Origin of the sequence: Streptomyces sp. MZ04 (assembly GCF_004684775.1) — a bacterium.
GTDB lineage: Bacteria > Actinomycetota > Actinomycetes > Streptomycetales > Streptomycetaceae > Streptomyces.
Window position 1 is genome coordinate 1 of the sequence record NZ_SRIC01000210.1, and the last position, 15,071, is coordinate 15,071.

The 15,071-nt window shown below is 69.3% G+C and carries 15 protein-coding genes; 3 read left to right on the forward strand and 12 right to left on the reverse strand.

All coding sequences use genetic code 11. From position 1 onward, the window contains the following. The 6 genes from E2651_RS31365 to E2651_RS31390 all read right to left on the reverse strand — a co-directional run. Window positions 1–388 (reverse strand): hypothetical protein (locus E2651_RS31365; protein ID WP_135334636.1); only part of this gene is annotated, 388 nt, incomplete at its 3' end. A 79-nt stretch (window positions 389–467) separates the two neighbouring features. Beyond that, a complete protein-coding gene (locus E2651_RS31370) occupies window positions 468–1,580 on the reverse strand; it encodes a DUF4417 domain-containing protein (RefSeq protein ID WP_135334637.1) in 1,113 nt (370 codons plus the stop codon). Next, window positions 1,577–2,923, reverse strand: coding sequence for a ParB N-terminal domain-containing protein (locus tag E2651_RS31375; protein WP_135334638.1), 1,347 nt, complete (start codon window positions 2,921–2,923; stop codon window positions 1,577–1,579). The genes E2651_RS31370 and E2651_RS31375 overlap by 4 nt, the downstream gene beginning before the upstream one ends. A 35-nt stretch (window positions 2,924–2,958) precedes the next feature. Further along, window positions 2,959–3,975, reverse strand: a complete 1,017-nt coding sequence (locus E2651_RS31380; protein WP_135334639.1) for a replication-relaxation family protein — start codon at window positions 3,973–3,975, stop codon at window positions 2,959–2,961. Then, window positions 3,972–6,443 carry an ATP/GTP-binding protein gene (locus tag E2651_RS31385; RefSeq protein WP_135334640.1) on the reverse strand — a complete coding sequence of 824 codons (2,472 nt, stop codon included), beginning with the start codon at window positions 6,441–6,443 and terminating at the stop codon, window positions 3,972–3,974. Before E2651_RS31385 ends, E2651_RS31380 begins: the two co-directional genes overlap by 4 nt. Window positions 6,444–6,464: 21 nt before the next feature. Continuing rightward, window positions 6,465–6,962 (reverse strand): hypothetical protein, encoded by a 498-nt coding sequence (locus E2651_RS31390; protein WP_135334641.1) that lies wholly within the window; start codon window positions 6,960–6,962, stop codon window positions 6,465–6,467. A 660-nt stretch (window positions 6,963–7,622) separates the two neighbouring features. Here E2651_RS31390 and E2651_RS31395 point away from each other — a divergent pair. Continuing rightward, window positions 7,623–7,883, forward strand: a complete 261-nt coding sequence (locus tag E2651_RS31395; RefSeq protein WP_135334642.1) for a hypothetical protein — start codon at window positions 7,623–7,625, stop codon at window positions 7,881–7,883. 40 nt (window positions 7,884–7,923) lie between these two features. Here E2651_RS31395 and E2651_RS31400 read toward each other — a convergent pair whose 3' ends face one another. After that, window positions 7,924–8,373, reverse strand: a complete 450-nt coding sequence (locus tag E2651_RS31400; protein ID WP_135334643.1) for a winged helix-turn-helix domain-containing protein — start codon at window positions 8,371–8,373, stop codon at window positions 7,924–7,926. Further along, window positions 8,370–8,789 (reverse strand): hypothetical protein, encoded by a 420-nt coding sequence (locus E2651_RS31405; RefSeq protein ID WP_135334644.1) that lies wholly within the window; start codon window positions 8,787–8,789, stop codon window positions 8,370–8,372. Before E2651_RS31405 ends, E2651_RS31400 begins: the two co-directional genes overlap by 4 nt. Before the next feature lie 393 nt (window positions 8,790–9,182). Here E2651_RS31405 and E2651_RS31410 point away from each other — a divergent pair, with 393 nt between their 5' ends. Next, window positions 9,183–10,121, forward strand: a complete 939-nt coding sequence (locus E2651_RS31410) for a hypothetical protein (RefSeq protein WP_135334645.1) — start codon at window positions 9,183–9,185, stop codon at window positions 10,119–10,121. 144 nt (window positions 10,122–10,265) lie between these two features. Continuing rightward, on the forward strand, window positions 10,266–11,549 hold the full coding sequence (locus tag E2651_RS31415; RefSeq protein ID WP_135334646.1) for a hypothetical protein: 1,284 nt from the start codon (window positions 10,266–10,268) through the stop codon (window positions 11,547–11,549). A gap of 405 nt (window positions 11,550–11,954) precedes the next feature. Here the strand turns inward: E2651_RS31415 and E2651_RS31420 are convergent, their stop codons facing one another. The 4 genes from E2651_RS31420 to E2651_RS45580 form a co-directional block, all read right to left on the reverse strand. Continuing rightward, window positions 11,955–12,335, reverse strand: a complete 381-nt coding sequence (locus tag E2651_RS31420; RefSeq protein ID WP_167828948.1) for a hypothetical protein — start codon at window positions 12,333–12,335, stop codon at window positions 11,955–11,957. Then, window positions 12,332–12,610, reverse strand: coding sequence for a hypothetical protein (locus E2651_RS31425; RefSeq protein WP_135334647.1), 279 nt, complete (start codon window positions 12,608–12,610; stop codon window positions 12,332–12,334). The genes E2651_RS31420 and E2651_RS31425 overlap by 4 nt, the downstream gene beginning before the upstream one ends. A gap of 190 nt (window positions 12,611–12,800) precedes the next feature. Continuing rightward, entirely contained in the window at window positions 12,801–14,255 is a 1,455-nt protein-coding gene (locus E2651_RS31430; RefSeq protein WP_135334648.1) for a peptidoglycan DD-metalloendopeptidase family protein, read from the reverse strand. Next, window positions 14,248–14,913, reverse strand: coding sequence for a hypothetical protein (locus E2651_RS45580; protein WP_245239353.1), 666 nt, complete (start codon window positions 14,911–14,913; stop codon window positions 14,248–14,250). Before E2651_RS45580 ends, E2651_RS31430 begins: the two co-directional genes overlap by 8 nt. Between the last annotated feature and the right edge of the window lie 158 nt (window positions 14,914–15,071).

The following is a 15,071-nucleotide window of genomic DNA, read 5'->3' on the forward strand; positions in this document are numbered from 1 at the left end:
GGGCGGGGATGACCTCGGCCAGCAGTTCGTCCAGCATGAGGTCGGCGGCGTGGGCAAAGTCGAGCGCACCGTCGGGAATGGCGGCAGGCTCGATCGCGCAGGCACCGCCGGACTGCGCGATCCAGCGCTCGACGTCTTCGGCCGAGGTGTTTTCGCCGATGCGTTCGCGCCACGGGTCCGCCGGGTCGTAGACGAGCGGGACCCAGCGCAGGACGCGTCCCGACGGCTCATGGCTGTCGTCGAGGCCCAGTACGGCGACGGGATCGACGGGCAGACCCAGGGCGGGGTGCCAGACGAGCAGGATCCATAGCCGCCAGCTGGCAGAGGCCGGCGATGCCGCGGGTGCAGCGGTCGTCTGAACCTCGGGCCGGGGTGCGTCGGTCGTCATGAGGGCTCCTCCCATCAGGGGTTTCACCTGCTACAGGTGTGAAAGGAGCCGACGGTGTGACAGTTGAGGCGGAGGAATTTCAGCGGGCCGGCAGAAGCGAGGCCATGTACCGGACCGTCGCGGCGAAGGCGTCCTCGGGCCGGGCGTGGACGTCTTCGCGGCCGTTCGCGGTCATGATGGCGCCGTGCAGGGCGTACTGGTGTGGATTCTGGGAGACCAGGGTCAGCCGGGTGCCGAAGAGCTGGACCATCTCCGCGATCCGGTTGGTGCGGGACAGGCCGGTGAGGATGATCGGCATGTCGTCGGGGAGGTTCGCGGCCAGCCAGTGCAGGCCGGGGCGCTCCCAGGTGTCCCAGGTGGAGTTGTCGCGGACGGTCTGGACGTTCACGGCGATCGCAGCCGGCTGAGTGTCCTCGGTCCAGGCCAGGTAGCGCTGCAGATCCTCCAGCCTGAACCAGTAGATGTTCGGCACGACCGGCACGCCGGCCTCGGCGAACTCCTGCGCGAGCATCAGGCTGCGCCGCATGTTCAGCAGGTGCTCGGTGCGCGGCCAGTCCCCGTAGATCGAGTAGTTGCAGGAGAGCACCAGATCCCACTGCTGCTCCGCGATCCGTTCGACGAGGTTGTCGCGCTGGCGCTTGGTCCAGAACGCCTCGACGAGCGGGTCCTCCCCGTAGCCGACGAGCACCGCTTTCTGGTGCGGCTTGAGATCGAGGGCCTGGCGCGCGGACTGCTCGGTGAACCGCCGGTACAGCGTGTGGGTGTCCGGAGAGAAGACCCTTCTGAGGCCGACGCCGTAGGCCGGCCAGTTCAGGCTGGCGTCGAGCCTGGTGACCGAGGACCCGTCGGTCATGGGGATGAAGGGCGGCAGGCCGTCGGGCAGGGGGCTGTCGATGCTGATGTCGTCGAAGGCCAGCGTGCCGCCGACGTCGGCCATCCACTGGGCGATGTCGGTCCGGCTTCCGCAGCGGATCGGGCAGCTGCGGGTCACGCAGGCGTTCGCGGGAGCGTCCGCCTCGGCCGCGGCGCACCCGCAGAACCGGCAGTCGGAGTTGGTGCCCGAGCACAGGGGCTCGACGGTGGCCGGGCCGCCCCGGCCGTCGGGCCCGGCGTAGAACGCGCAGGCGTTGCAGTCGCACCCCCGGCCGGGAAGGGGCACTCCGACGGTCGGGATGGGCAGGGAGACGGTCATGCTGCTTCGGTTCCTTCGTGTGCGGTGTCGTGTTCCGGGTGGGCGGGCGCGTGGCCTTCCTCGAGATGGGCGCTGAGTTCCCGTAGGACGAGCCGCAGGGAGCCGCGGTCGTATCGGGAGATCTCCTTGCCGGCCCGGACCTCGACCAGCAGGCTGCGGACCCCGTCCAGGGCGGCGCGGACGACGTCCGTTGCCACGACCGGCTTCGGCTGCGCCAACTCGGGTGCCGCTTCGGGCTGTTGCTCCGACATCGGATCCGGTGACGGCCGCGGTGCGGTCGCCGGACCCGAGGAGTCCTCGGGCGCGTCCTGTCCGGAGCCGAGCGGCGGGAGGGCTTCCTCATCGCCCTCCGGCGTGTCCTGCGCCTCGCCGGTGTCGAGGACTCGGGACAGCTTCGCGCGCCGGCCGGCGTTCGCCGCGTCCTGCCGCTCTTCCGCCTCCGTGATGATCTCGCCCGGCCCGAGCGCGGGCTCCTCCAAGCCGACGTTCACCGCGGTCGGCAGCAGATGAAGCCGCTGGGAGGTCTTCAGCGCGGCCCAGATTCCCTCAGCCGCCTCGGCGCGCCCGCTGCGGAGCTCGGCGAAGCGAATCCTGGTGTTCAGCCGGATCGCTGCCTCGTCCATCTCCTCGGTGAGCTCCCGGGGCAGTGCACGGAAGGCGCGCACCAGCTCACCGGCCTTGCGCTCGCCGAGCTGGAGTCCGAGACGGCCGAGCACTTCGCTCCACGGGGCGGCGCAGCTGTGGTCGGTGCCGCGGATCTTCTCCAGCGCCTGGAAACGCTCCGCCGGGTCAGGGATGGCATAGACCTCCTGAGGTACGGGCTTGCCGACCTTCAGGAGCTTGCCCACGAGGATGGCGCACCGCTGGTACAACAGGGCAGCGGCCTGCTCGCCGGGCCGGAGGGGCTCGCGGGCGAAATTTTCCACGAACCGCCACATATGCCGCTCCTCGTCGGACAGCGGACCTGGGCAGACCACCGCGGGCAGGGCCTGGAAGTGCGGGTTGTCCGGACGGTGCGTAGCACCCCAGCGCATGGCGCGCAGGCGCCGTTCGCCGGTGACCAAGCGGATCGTCGGCGCTTTGCCGTCGACGACGATCTCCTCGGCCAACACCGGCTCCAGGAGTCCGACGACGGACATGGAGGAGATCAGGTCGGCGAGCTCCGACGGCGGCAGCGAATCGGAGGGGTTTCGCGCGTGGGTCTCAGTGAAGGGCGCGCCCGCGCCGCGCAAGGGCAGCATCTCGAAGCGCCGCTGCCGCAGCTTGACGCTGCGGTGCAGGATCTCGGTGAGCCGGATCATGCTCCCGCCGTCGGGCGGAGCCTCCAGCGCGGTACTGGTCATCGCGTTGCTTCCTTAAGGGCCGCCTCAGCGGCAGGTCACTTCGTGGAGAGGTAGAAGTCGGTGGGGGCCGGCCGGGCGGACGGCGTGCCGCGCAGCAGGGGCGTGAAGACTGGGGCGCAGGGCCCGTGCTGCTGCAGCTGCTGCAAGGTGGTGACGCCGATCGTGATGTCGCCCTTGAGTCGGCTGAGGCGGACGTCCGCGGCCGTGCGCGTGTAGAGGTCCTCGGTCCGCGCTGCCAGCCGCTCCGGCCGGCGGTCCGGCGCTCCGCCCTTCGGCGGCGCGGCATCCAAGACCACCAGGACACGTGGAAAGACTGGGTAGTTGTACATCCAGGCAGGGCGGGTCGCGTTCGGCGTCCGGCGCCCACGGTCCGGCCCTTGCGGGACGTACTCGTACATCCGGCCGTACGCCTGGAGCTTCGCGGCCAGCCGTGCGGAAGTCATGGTGGCCCGGTCCAGCTCGATGAAGAAGCTGAGCATGGTGCGCCGACCCCGCTCCACGTGGACGTAGTTGAGCACGGCGTCGCTGATGACGTGGTCGTCCTCGAAACGCCGCTGACCGTCACGGATGCGGTTGGCGACCTCGGGGGTCCAGTCCAGGGGCCCGCATTCGTGCCCCAGGCGCCGCGCGTGTTCGACGAACGCGACCCCGACGTCGTTGAGCGCGAGCGTGTGCGCCTGCCGGGCGCCGACGACCGACTCGGGTGTCACCCGGTAGGGGCGGATGGGTAGTTCGCCGGCTTCCTCGACGGACTCGGCGCCCGCCTCGGTCAGGAACCACAGGAACGGCTTGGTCCGAACCCGGCCGGGGCCGGCGCCGCCGCCCTGCGCCCGAACCCGGCTCGCCAGGCCCGCCTCGTGGAGCTCGGCCAGCTGCTTGAGCAGGTAGTAAGGCCGCGCCGCCCGCCGCTCCGGCCTGGTCAGAAGCACGTGCAGTTGCTGGGTCGACAACACCCGGTGCTGGTACAGCAGTTCCAGGGCCTGGCGGGCGATGGTGTGGAAGCTGCGCGTGCGGGCCGGTGCCGCGGGCGGTTCACCAAGGTGCAGGGTCATCCGAGCCTCGACGGGTTCTGGTGGGGGTTGAGCGGCAAGACGTTGTCCGGGGCGTCGTTGGGCGGGCCGGGCTGGGCACCGCTGATGACCGTGCCCTCGCTGTCGTGGACGCGCGGCTTCTCCGCGCTGGTGGACCGCGGCCCGCCAGTCGGCCCGTTGGGACCGTGGTCGGGCGGCGCGGTTTCGCCCGTGTCGGGCTCCTCGGGCGGCAGGTCGTCGTCCACGGGGTCGTCGTCTGGCGGCACGTCGAGGGTGACGATGAACCGGCGCAGCCGCATATCCAGGCGGCGCAGGTCGGTGAGGATGTCGCGGACCGGCCGGCGCTGCAGGTTCTCGTCGATGGCCCCGCTCAGCCGCTCCTCGTTCTGCGGCCGGTAGTAGTCGGCGTAGAGGTCCTCGACCGAGGCACCGCGCACACGGAAGGGGTCGGTCTGACCCTCGCCAAGGGTCACCGACATCACGTAGTTGTACCGGTTGAGCTGGGCGATCGTGTCAGGCGACACCTTCTTGCCCCAGCGGCGGGTCACCAGGGTGGCCTCGTCGACATCGGACGCCGTCGTGGAGAGGATCGACAGGTTCTGCAACAAGCCCTGCCGCGTCGTGGGGGTCAGCCGCTGCGCCATCTGCGTCATCGCCAGCAGCCGCACATTGAACTTCCTCAACTGCTCAGTGATCTGGGCCAAAGTGCCCTTCGATGCGCCGTCCACGCTGGTCAGTTCGTCAATGAAGGAGAAGAAGTCCCGGCGCTGATCGACGGGGGTGTCGCGCCGGGACATCCCCGCCCGAAACAGGTCGTAGATCAGCAGGGAGCTGATGATGCGGTCGACGTCGCCTGTGCCGGCCGGGCAGACGAAAACGATCTTTCCGGTGTCCATGGCGTGCCGGATGTCGTACGTCGAGCGGCTCGACCCGAGGAACGCCTTGATCGCGTTGCTTGACGAGAGGCGTTCGATGATGTTCGTGACGACCGGCACGGCTTCCTTGGAGTACGAAGGGAAGACGTTCTCCCAGAAGTCCCGCACGTCCTTGGGCAGGTAGGGCAGCACTTTGGTGCGCCATACGGCGTCGGTGAGGATGGTCCTGATCTGGAAGACGGTGGGCGCCAGGTCAGGCCGCTCCGCCTGGCAGACGTGCCACGACAGGTACACCAGCGACTCGACCGCCCGCGTCAGGATGGTCTTGGCGCGGCCCGCGGAGTCGGACCAGTTCAGCGCGGCCGCGAACCCGGTGACGATGTACTGGACGATGTCGGGGATCTCGGCCTCGCGCCGGCGCTCCATGGACAGGGGGTTCCAGGAGCCCACCATCTTGTCGAGCTCGGGGGAGGTCAGGTCGATCTCCCAGATCCGATCAGCCAGTTCCTTGTGCGCGAGATAGGGCCGTGCCCTTGCCCACCCGTCGCCGTGAGGGTCGAGGAAGAGCACGCCGAAGCCGTTGTGGGCCAGCGCGATGGCCTGGACGAGGCTCATCTCCGTCTTACCGAAGCCGGACTTGCCGAGGAACAACGCGAACAACAGGTACTTCAGCGGGACCCCGGCCAGGCGCTCCCCGCCGCCTGCCTTGGACACCCAGCCCAGGGGGAGAAGCCCCGGCTGTCCCGTCCACGTCGGCAGGGCGGCCGGCGGCGGCGGGACGACCCCGCCCGAACGGGCGATGTTGGCGGCGCTGTTGTGCTTGGTGGGCGGCTTGAGGAGACCGGCGATCTCCTCGGCGGTCACCCAGGAGTTGCGGCGCGGGGTGAACAGCCCGGTCTCGAAGCGGCGGTCGAAGCGGCTTCGGTACATCCAGTGGTCGGCCCGCACGCGGGTGACACCCAGGTGAAGCCCGACGGGCCGGAGGTAGTTGTCGCCGGACCACGGCTCCAGGGCGGCGAGGACCTGGTCGAGGAGTATCCGGGCCCGGTCGGCCTCTTGGGCACAGGTACGCACGAGCAGCTGCAGGGAGAAGACCGGCTCCGCCCCAGGCGCGAGCTTGCCCATGGCGGCCTTCATGTCGGCCGTGCGGTGGGTGCGCTGGCTGTGGTGGTGGGGGCGCTGTCGCGCTGCGCCGCCCTGGTTGCCCTTCATCTCGGAGGCGATCTCCGACATCACCGAGCCCAGGTCGAAGCCGAAGCGGTTGGTGCGCTGCGGCATGCCCGGGATGACCGGATGGTCAGCAGGGTTGCGGCGGGCCTGGGCCAGCAGACGACGACGGCGGCTGCCGACCCGGGACGGGGTCACAGGCACCAGGTCCAGAACGACGTCGGCGCTCTCACCGAGTTCCTCCCGGACGTCGGCGACCGCGTTGGCCAGGGCCTCCAGCGGATCCGGGGTGAGCGGCACTTCGCGCAGGGCGAGGTGGTCGGGGAGGGCCAGGGCGAGTTCGGCCCGGGCGTAGTGCATCTGCCGGGCGGGCTGGTTCCGGGGGTCTTCCTGGGGCTTGGCGAGGTCGGCCAGCGGCGTGGCGATCAGGTCGGGAGCGGTGGTCATGTTCTTCCTGTTCTGCGAGCGTCAGGAGGCGGACTGGGTGCCGAGCCGGATCTGAGGGCGGTCGTGAGCAGCGAGCCCACCGGCCTCGACGGGCCGCATCTCGACCTGGGCGTAGCCCTGGTGGCGCAGCACCGACATCGCCTTCGCAGGGCCTTCGACTCGCATGGACAGCGCCCCGCCAGAGCAGGTGAAGCGGACACGGACGGCGCTGCCGCAGGTCGGTGAGAACAGCCAGCGCGAGACGCTCTTGTGCGCGCGGGCAATCTGGTGACCGAAGCGCACCACCTCCTCGACCTTGGGGTCGAAGCCGGTCGTCGGCAGCACCTCCAGGGCTGTCCGCTCAGCCATCGGGCCCCGAGCGAGTAGCCATCGGATGACGCCGACGGCGACGCCGGCCCCGAGGACGAGCAGGGCGACCCACCAGGCATTGCTCACGACCCATCTCCCCAGCCGTTCGACATGGCCGGGGAAGTCCTGCATGACACCGATCGCACCGTCGATGAGGTCGGTCGTGGTCATCGCCCACCACCAGCGGACGGGACAGCTGGCGCCGGGCTACACGCCAGGACGCAGGGGAGGGAAGGTGAGAGCACGGTGGCACCTCCGAGAGTAGACGGGACTTTCACCTGCTACAGGTGTCGGCATCTGTCTCGGTGTGACACGCGAACTGAACTTTCTTCACTGCCACCCCAGACCAGCGCCCTCTTTTGACCTGTCTCAGTTGCACACGGTCAATATCCGGTGGCACGGGACACCTCTGGACCCGTCTCAGCGGAGGTGACACGCCTTTCATCGAGGTGAATGGACCCGGGTTCGTCTCACCGAGGATGAGGAAGGCAAATCCGCTCTTGTCAGCGGGACGACGGAGTCTCCGAGGTGGATGGCGAGCGCCTGGGTGCAGGTGGTGCCGGTGATGCTGAGCCGGGTCGCTACTGGGCAACCAGGCGGAGTCATTGGGCCCAACGGCTCCGCCCGTTATGCGGTATCGGTTGCCGCTTGCTCACTCGTCGCCCAGTCTCGCGCCGCGTCGGCGAACATCCGACGCGTCGCCTCCAGATCCTTCACGGCCTTCTCCAGGGCCTGCCGGTTCCGTCAGGGCGCCGCTCGTAGTCGGCAAGGATGTAGGCGTTCACCGCCTTCACATACGCGTCAGCACGCTCCTGAACCTGATCTGGTGCGGTGAACCGGATCTCGGTCGCGGTGTCCCATAACTCCGACTTCAAGACAGTGGCGAGCCGCTGCGCACTGCCGATGGTTGCCGACAAGCGCTCCAGCGTGCACATCGCCGAATCGAACCTGGCTGCCGGGTTCGTCTTCGATGCACGCGCACTGAATGTGTACTTGGGCTTCGCCATCCTGGAATGCGCCCAGACGGCCACGGCGGCACCGACGATGACGCCCGTGCAGCAGTCCGGTCCGGACGGAGACAGCCCGCGTTGAGGCGCGGCAGCCGATCTCTACCCGCGCGACGAACGGCAGCTTACGGAGCAGACGCCGGTGATTTGCGGAGTGCGTCGGCCTGCTCCAGGAGGCCCAGCAACGACGACTGGAGCTCCGCGAGCTCGTCAAGGCGGCGGCTCAACTCGGTGTACTCGGAGGTGGGCATCCGCGGCGGTGCCTGGTCTGGTGAGCCGGTGTCCGCGGGGAGCGGGTCTGCGACGAAGGAACCCCGGCCGTGCGTTGTCTGGACAAAACCCTGCTGACGCAGGAGCCGTATGGCTGACAGCGCGGTCGCACCCGCGATCTGAAAGCGGTCCTGCAGGGTCCGCGAGGACGGGATCCGGTCGCCCGGACGTAGCTGTCCGGAACGGATCCGTTGCCGCAGCTCGTTGGCCACCACCTTGTACGGAGGCAGATCCGAGGTCTGGAGCAGACGGTGCGCAGCGGCTGGTTCGGCCGGGCCGGTCTTGGTCGGCGGGGCGATGGTCACTGCGTTCCCTCCAGGGAGTCCTTCGAGACGGCCTGGAACGGAGCACGGTTGATCTGGCCCTGGACGAGGCTGACCTCGTCTGCCGAGTACGCGGTCCGTACGCCGGAGAAGGAGTAGCCGGAGGCTCCGGCAAGGTCGTTGAGGGGGTAGCGGCGCTTGGGGTGGAACTCCAGGGCGTAGGCGAGGAGCCGCCGGATGCGCTGGTCGGCTGCACTCTTCTGGGCCCGTGCCTCCTGCAGCGCCAGGATGAGGGGATCTTCTTCGGTGCCCAGAGCGGTGGCCTCAAGGCTGTCGGCGTACTGCTTGCGGTCGCGGTCGGTCTGCTCACAGGCGTCGGCGAAGCAGTCGTCCGGGGTGACGCTCCCTGGTTCGGGCATCGGGTGGAGCACGGCGGCGAGTTCGTCAATCTGAAGCATATTGCGATGGTCGCAAAATATTGCGATGGTCGCAATACCTGGCTTTGATTCACTCAAGGGTCTGGTCTCGGCCGACTGTCACGAGCCGTGCGGCGGCGTGATCCTCAGCGGCCGACGGCGGGACAACTGCCCGGCTGCACGGTGCGAGACGAGACGCGGGGGCGGCGCGGCGAGGCCCAGGGCGCGGGCGCAGAACCCGCCGCTGGCTCGGTCGTTGGAGAAGGAGAGTGACCACCGTGTCCCCCACGGCGTCCTTCCTGCCCCGGCTCTGGCCAGTCCAGAGCCGGGGGCCGCGCCCGGCGCGGCCGCGAGACGGATGCGTCCGCTGCCAGTCGAACAGGTGAATTCGTCCTCAAGCGCCCCGGAGTAGACCGTCGGGGGTAGCGATTTCTTGTGGCCAGCCTCTCCCTTCCGCTTCCGCTCGCCGTGTGCCGAGCCGTCGATGACCCTCGCGACCTGGAACACCATTTCGTCGAACCGAAGGTCGACGGGTGGCGCCTGCAGGTGCATGCCGGTGCCGGCCGCCTCTGGAGCCGGCACAACACCGACCTCACCTTCGCGTTCTCCGACCTGGCCGCCCTCACCCGCCAACTGCCCGACTGTGTCCTGGACGGCGAACTGCTCGCAGTCCTGCCGGACGGCACCACCAGCTTCGCCCGCCTGCAGACCCGTCCGGCCCGAGGCCCGCGGCGCACCGACGACTTCACCGTCCACCTGGCCGCCTTCGACCTCCTGGCCGTGGGTGCCACAGACTGGCGCCCACGGCCCTATCAAGAACGTCGCGGCAAACTCCTGGAGATGCTCGCCGACGCTCCGCCTGCTCTGCGGCCGGTGCCCTCCATCACCAGCATCGAGATCGCGCAGCAGTGGGTGGGAGCCCTGGGAGCAGTGGAGGGCCTGGTCGGAAAGCCGGATCGCCCCTACGGCGCCGGACATGCGGCCGGATGGCTGAAGTGGCGGCGCCGTCACACCAGCGAAGCCGTGGTTCTCGGCGTGACCGGGCGCGCACCCGCCACCCAAGCCGCCGTACTGGGGCTGCCTCGCCGCGGCCATTTTCGAACCGTCGGCGTGAGCCTGCCCCTTGCCCGGGCCGTGGTAGGCGACCTGGTGTCCCTCCTGCGGCCGAGCGGACAGCAGGAGCAGCAGCTGCCGGGAACCGTGGGTGGTCTGCCCGGCTCCGCGCCCATCCCTTATCTGCCCGTCGTCCCGGACGTGGTCGTGGAGATCGAAACCGACCAGGAGCGGCCGCGGGAGTTCGGGCGTTTCCGCCACCGGCCGCGGGTTCTGCGCGTGCGCGGCGACTTGCGTGCCGAGGACCTGCCGGACGCCTGAACGGCGGCTGCGTACGCCAGATCCGGCCAGCCGCGCGCGGAGGTCTGGTGACCGGGCAGCATGGTACGGACGACGGCGACACCATGAGAGGGACCGGAGAGGTCTTGCGTATCTCGGGACCGGCCCAAGGGGAGGGGATGCCGAGTGCACCGCGCTCGTGAGAAGGAGACCAACCGCGATGTCTTCCGGCAGCACATCGGCCCGCCCCATGACTTCACCGGCGATCTGATCTGCTGGAAGTGCACTGCGCCCTTCGGGCCGGTACGGGCCCACGTGCGTCTGGGCAACCCGGTCCAGGCGCAGTACAGGCTGCTGGTCAGCGAACACGACGCGACGTGCCCGCTCAACCCGGACACCGTCACCCAGCACATCGCCCATGGCTCACACGGTCTGGCTGACGCCGACGCCCGCGGCATTCTGCGGCTCAATCTGCCGCGCCAACTGGACGAAGTTCCCCAGCCGGTACGACCGGACGAGGACGTCGCGGGCATCGACGTGGTGCGTCACACGGTCACTACGGTCAAGCCTCTGTTGCCGCCTGCGGTCAGTACCGCAGCGAAGATCGCTCAGTTTCTCCAACTCCACGACATGGAGGAGGAGATCACCTCGCGCTTCCTCGTCCGGCCGCACAACGGCCGGCTCATCCCATGGACGGACTTCTGCTACGGCCCGCACCACGCCTCATACACACGGCTGTTCACACGCCTTCGGGTAACGCCCGTGCTGGCCCACCCGGTTGCTGTGCTTGGCACGGTCGAGCGCGTCAGCCGGGACAGCAACGGCACCCCGTTCATCCTGCTCGCCACCAACATTCCCGCACCGGCCGGACAGTTCCACGTGACCATCCGCTCCCGCTTCGCAAGCCTGATGGACCCCCTGAGCGTCGGAACCCACGTCTTGGCGGTCGGCGGGTGGGAGATCTTCCACGGCGGCCGCACGCCCGCGGTGCGTCTCTGGACAGACGCACACTGGCAGATCGCCTTCTGGCTTCAGAACGAGGACGGCACCGCCACCCCGGCACGCTGCCCCGAGCCGGTATCGGCGGAGCAGCATGCCCTGGAGAAGTGGCGGAAGCGGCCGCCGCGCGCAGGCCACCCCCAGGGCCCGGCGCGGCCGGTCAGCAAGCCGCACCCGTCACCTACGGCCCCCGAACCCTCGCCGTGTCCTGCTCCCATGCCTCCGCTACCTGCTGCATCCGCGCCGCAGGCGGCTGCGGCGGCAGACCTCGTCCCTGAGCGAACGGAACCGGCAGAAGACGCACCCCGTGAGCCGACGACGGTGGCCGAGGAACGGCCCTCTTCTCCCGTACCGCCGATGCCCAGCGAACCGCCCGCGCCGATCACCATCGCAGCCACCACAGTGGGCGGCGGGCCTGAACGACGCCCCGGCGTGATGTCGTGGCTCCGCCGTCGACGGCGTCGTGCGTAGCCGCCTGACGACACGGCCGCGTTCATTCCGACGCCCGTCACCACTGCCATGCTGTTGCTGTACGCGCACTCGGATCTGACACCGACCTCGCCCGGTACGTACGGAGAGACGAGGCATGTGGCACTCGGTCCGTTTGCCGCAGAGCTCCAGCACGTCTTGCTGTTCCATTCCATATGTCAGAAGTGCGTGCGGCATATCGGTGGGTCAGCGAACACAGTCGGGCAAAGGCGCGTGGGCAGGGACGCGTTGGGAGGAGACGGGAGACGCAGGAACGAAACAGTCCCCTGCTGTCACAGCGCAGTCTCTCGGCTCCACTGCACCCTCCCGCTCCGCAACCACAGGACTCCGAAGTCATTGCTCATTGATAGGAAACAGGGCGAAACGCTCAGTGAGAGGCGACGGGGGTTACGCATAGGGATTGAGGGGGGTTACGCCGGTACCGGCATACAGATGGGGAGTTGTGCTGATCACGTGGAGCGTTTCGCCCTGAGACAGAGCTTGCCAGTGTAGGGCGGCCGGGTGCACGACAGCCCAGGGCACTGTGGACGGCCACGTCAGAGCGTCCCGCAGGTTCGCTGTCTCGAAGGGCGCGATCGTCATGAAGGGGCGGGAGGCGGCGTGCGCTCCGGCCCCTGGCGTCTCCCGCTCGGCGGTCAGGACGGACAGGGCCGGGGCGATGATCTGGCCTCGGCGGTGCGAGGCCTCCACGTACAGGCTGGTGAAGAACTCCTCTCCCCGGAAGAGACCGGTCAGCGCGGTGTGGTCGAGAACGACAGTCAGGTTCACGCGGCGTCGGTCCCGCTGTTCTTCCGCTGCTGCTCGGCGTGCCGGGCGACGAGATCCCACGCGGCCTGTCCCCGGGCCTTGAGCTCGGGGGTGTAGGCCAGGCCGAGGTCTGCGGCGGCCGCGCGGGCTCGTTCCTCGCGCTCGGCGGCCGTTAGTCGCGACAGGGCAAGTTCCTCGACCAGGTCTGCGATGGTCGTGCCGTCCTCGTCCGCGAGGACGCGGAGCCGGTCGCGGGCCTGCTCGGTCGTCTTGATGCTCGTGGTCGGTTTCCCCATGCCGTCATTCTACTGCCGGTAGAACCGGTGTGAAGGGTCTTCCGCCCGACCCGGCACGGCGAGCGGCTCCCCTTCCGCCAATGATGTCCAGGCGCCGCGCGAGGCGGACCGCCCAGCTCTCCGGTGCCACACACCAGTCCCGCGACACCCACAACCCTGGCAGGGGGCCGTGCGTACCGGATGAACCGGGTCAGATCTTGAGCCCGTGGCTGCGGAGGTAGCCCAGCGGGTCGATGTCTGACCCGTATTCCGGGCCGGTGCGGATCTCGAAGTGCAGGTGCGGGCCGTCGACGTTGCCCGTGGCGCCGGAAGTGCCGATGCGCTGCCCGCCGCTCACCTTCTGGCCCGCGGAGACGGCCAGCTTGGACTGGTGGGCGTACTGGGAGTACTTGCCGTCTGCGTGCTTGATCACGACCTGATAGCCGTACGCGTCGGACCAGCCGGCGGTCACCACGGTGCCGGGGCCGACGGCGCGGATCGGAGTACCGGTGGAGACGGGGAAGTCGACACCGGTGTGGTAGCCACTGGACCACATCGAGCCCGACACGCGATAGGCGGTGCCGATGGCGTCGTCGGTGACCGGAGTCACCCACTTTCCTGCGCTGCCGCTCGCCGCGGGTTCGGTGTAGTCGGGGCGCTTCATCACCAGGATCTGCGCCTCCCAGTAGGACAAGGGCTTGATTCGCACCGTCGCGCCGGTGTGCGGGGCGTCGATGACCTTTTTGCCCCCGATGTACATGGCGACATGTTCTGGGGCGGAGGCGCTGCCGCTGGAGAAGATCAGGTCGCCGGGCCTGAGGTCCTTCACCGACTTCACTTTGCTGCCGACCTCCACCTGGTCGTACGTGGTCCGTGGAAGGTTCTCGCCCACCTTGCTCCAGGCGTACTTGACCAGGCTGGAACAGTCACACCCGTTCGCTCCCTCGAAGGGCAGCCGGCAGGTGCCGCCGAACGCGTAGGGGGTGCCAAGCGCCTCCTTGGCCCCGGCGACGACCTTCTCAAGGCCACCGGAGATCCTGCTTTCCGTCGGCGCCGCCCACTTCTCCGCCTGGTCCCGGATCAGGCGGACGTAGTCCCGGGTCTCCTTGTACGGGGGGACGCCGCTGTACTTCTGTACCGCGTAGGCGCCTGCGTTGTATGCGGCGAGCATGTTGTCGGTGTGGTCGCCGGGCACCTTACGGACGATCTTGGCGAGGTAGCAGTCGTAGGCGACTTGCGAGAAGACGGCGTCCTTGGGGTTCCAGATGTCGGCTTCGCCGTCTCCGCTGCCGTCGATTCCGTGTTCGGCCCACGTGCCCGGGATGAACTGGGCAATGCCCAGCGCCTTCGCCGGGCTCTTGGCGCGCGGGTTGAACCGGCTCTCCTGGAACAGCTGGGCGGCGATCAGGGACGGGGTGACCTCCGCACAGCCGTGTTTGGCGACCGCCTCGGTGATGATGGGGCGGAGCCAGCCGGGGATGTCCGCATCGGCCGCGAGTCCGCCTCCGAATCCGGCGTTCTCCATGGACTTGCTCGTGTTGTCCTCGCCAATGGCGGAGGAGAGCGACAGGACTGCTGCAGTGATGAGGCCGAAGCCGAGCAGAGCGGCGACCAGGACGCCGATCAGCAGCTTCCTGCCGAGCTTCGACTCCTTCTTCTCAGACATCGGGCAGCCCGACCACGCGCCAGTTGCCGTCGCCGCCAAGGCGCAGCTTGAGCGCGACCTGCTCCTCCGACTCGGTAGAGGGGCCGGTCGCCGGCTTCTGCGTCACCTTGTAGAGGACTCGGGCGAATCCGGAATCCCCGGTGGGGGCCGGCGCTCCGTCCGGCAGCGAAACCTGCAGGACGGTAGCGGTCACCTGGACCCGGTCGTCCTTCCAGTCCAGCCACTGCCGCGCGCCGGCGCTGCCGCTCGCGCGGGTGCGCAGGTCTTTCGCGAGGTCGCCTGCGGCATGGTCGGCAGCGCGTCGGGACGCGTCGTCGTAGGAGGTGTCCTTGCCTGGCCGGGCGTCGTGGCTTGCCCACGCGATCACGAAGGTTCGTGCAGCCTCCTGCATCGGCTCCGGCACCGGGCTTGGTGCCTGAGGCGCCGCAGGCCGGGAAGACGCTGCCGCGGGGGATGAGGACGCGGCCGGCGAGGCCGACCCGTGACCGGCGGCTCGGGGTGACGAGGCGGCCGCCGTGGGTGCCGGGGCGGTGACGGCGGGACGTTCGGCGCTGCCCGTGCCGAGGAGCAGGGTGACGCCGACGGTCGCCAGTACGGCAGAGGCGACGAACAAGGCGATCGTGCCGCGCCGGGCACGCTTGGCATCGGTTTCGGGCATGCGGGTCCCCCGTCGGGTGGTTCTGGTGCAGTGATCCGGGCGGCCGGGGCCCAGGGCCCCGGCCGCGTGTGCCTACGGCCGCCGCTTGGGCGGACCGGCCGGGCGGGTGGCGCGTCGCACGGCCCTCGGCGCGGCCGCAGGTGGGGGCGGGGCCTTCT

Bases quoted from the DNA above. Each gene is read 5' to 3' on its own strand.
- E2651_RS31370 (WP_135334637.1), bottom strand. From the start codon at position 1,580: ATGACCGTCTCCCTGCCCATCCCGACCGTCGGAGTGCCCCTTCCCGGC.
- E2651_RS31375 (WP_135334638.1), bottom strand. From the start codon at position 2,923: ATGACCAGTACCGCGCTGGAGGCTCCGCCCGACGGCGGGAGCATGATC.
- E2651_RS31380 (WP_135334639.1), bottom strand. From the start codon at position 3,975: ATGACCCTGCACCTTGGTGAACCGCCCGCGGCACCGGCCCGCACGCGC.
- E2651_RS31385 (WP_135334640.1), bottom strand. From the start codon at position 6,443: ATGACCACCGCTCCCGACCTGATCGCCACGCCGCTGGCCGACCTCGCC.
- E2651_RS31390 (WP_135334641.1), bottom strand. From the start codon at position 6,962: ATGACCACGACCGACCTCATCGACGGTGCGATCGGTGTCATGCAGGAC.
- E2651_RS31405 (WP_135334644.1), bottom strand. From the start codon at position 8,789: ATGCTTCAGATTGACGAACTCGCCGCCGTGCTCCACCCGATGCCCGAA.
- E2651_RS31425 (WP_135334647.1), bottom strand. From the start codon at position 12,610: ATGGGGAAACCGACCACGAGCATCAAGACGACCGAGCAGGCCCGCGAC.
- E2651_RS31430 (WP_135334648.1), bottom strand. From the start codon at position 14,255: ATGTCTGAGAAGAAGGAGTCGAAGCTCGGCAGGAAGCTGCTGATCGGC.
- E2651_RS45580 (WP_245239353.1), bottom strand. From the start codon at position 14,913: ATGCCCGAAACCGATGCCAAGCGTGCCCGGCGCGGCACGATCGCCTTG.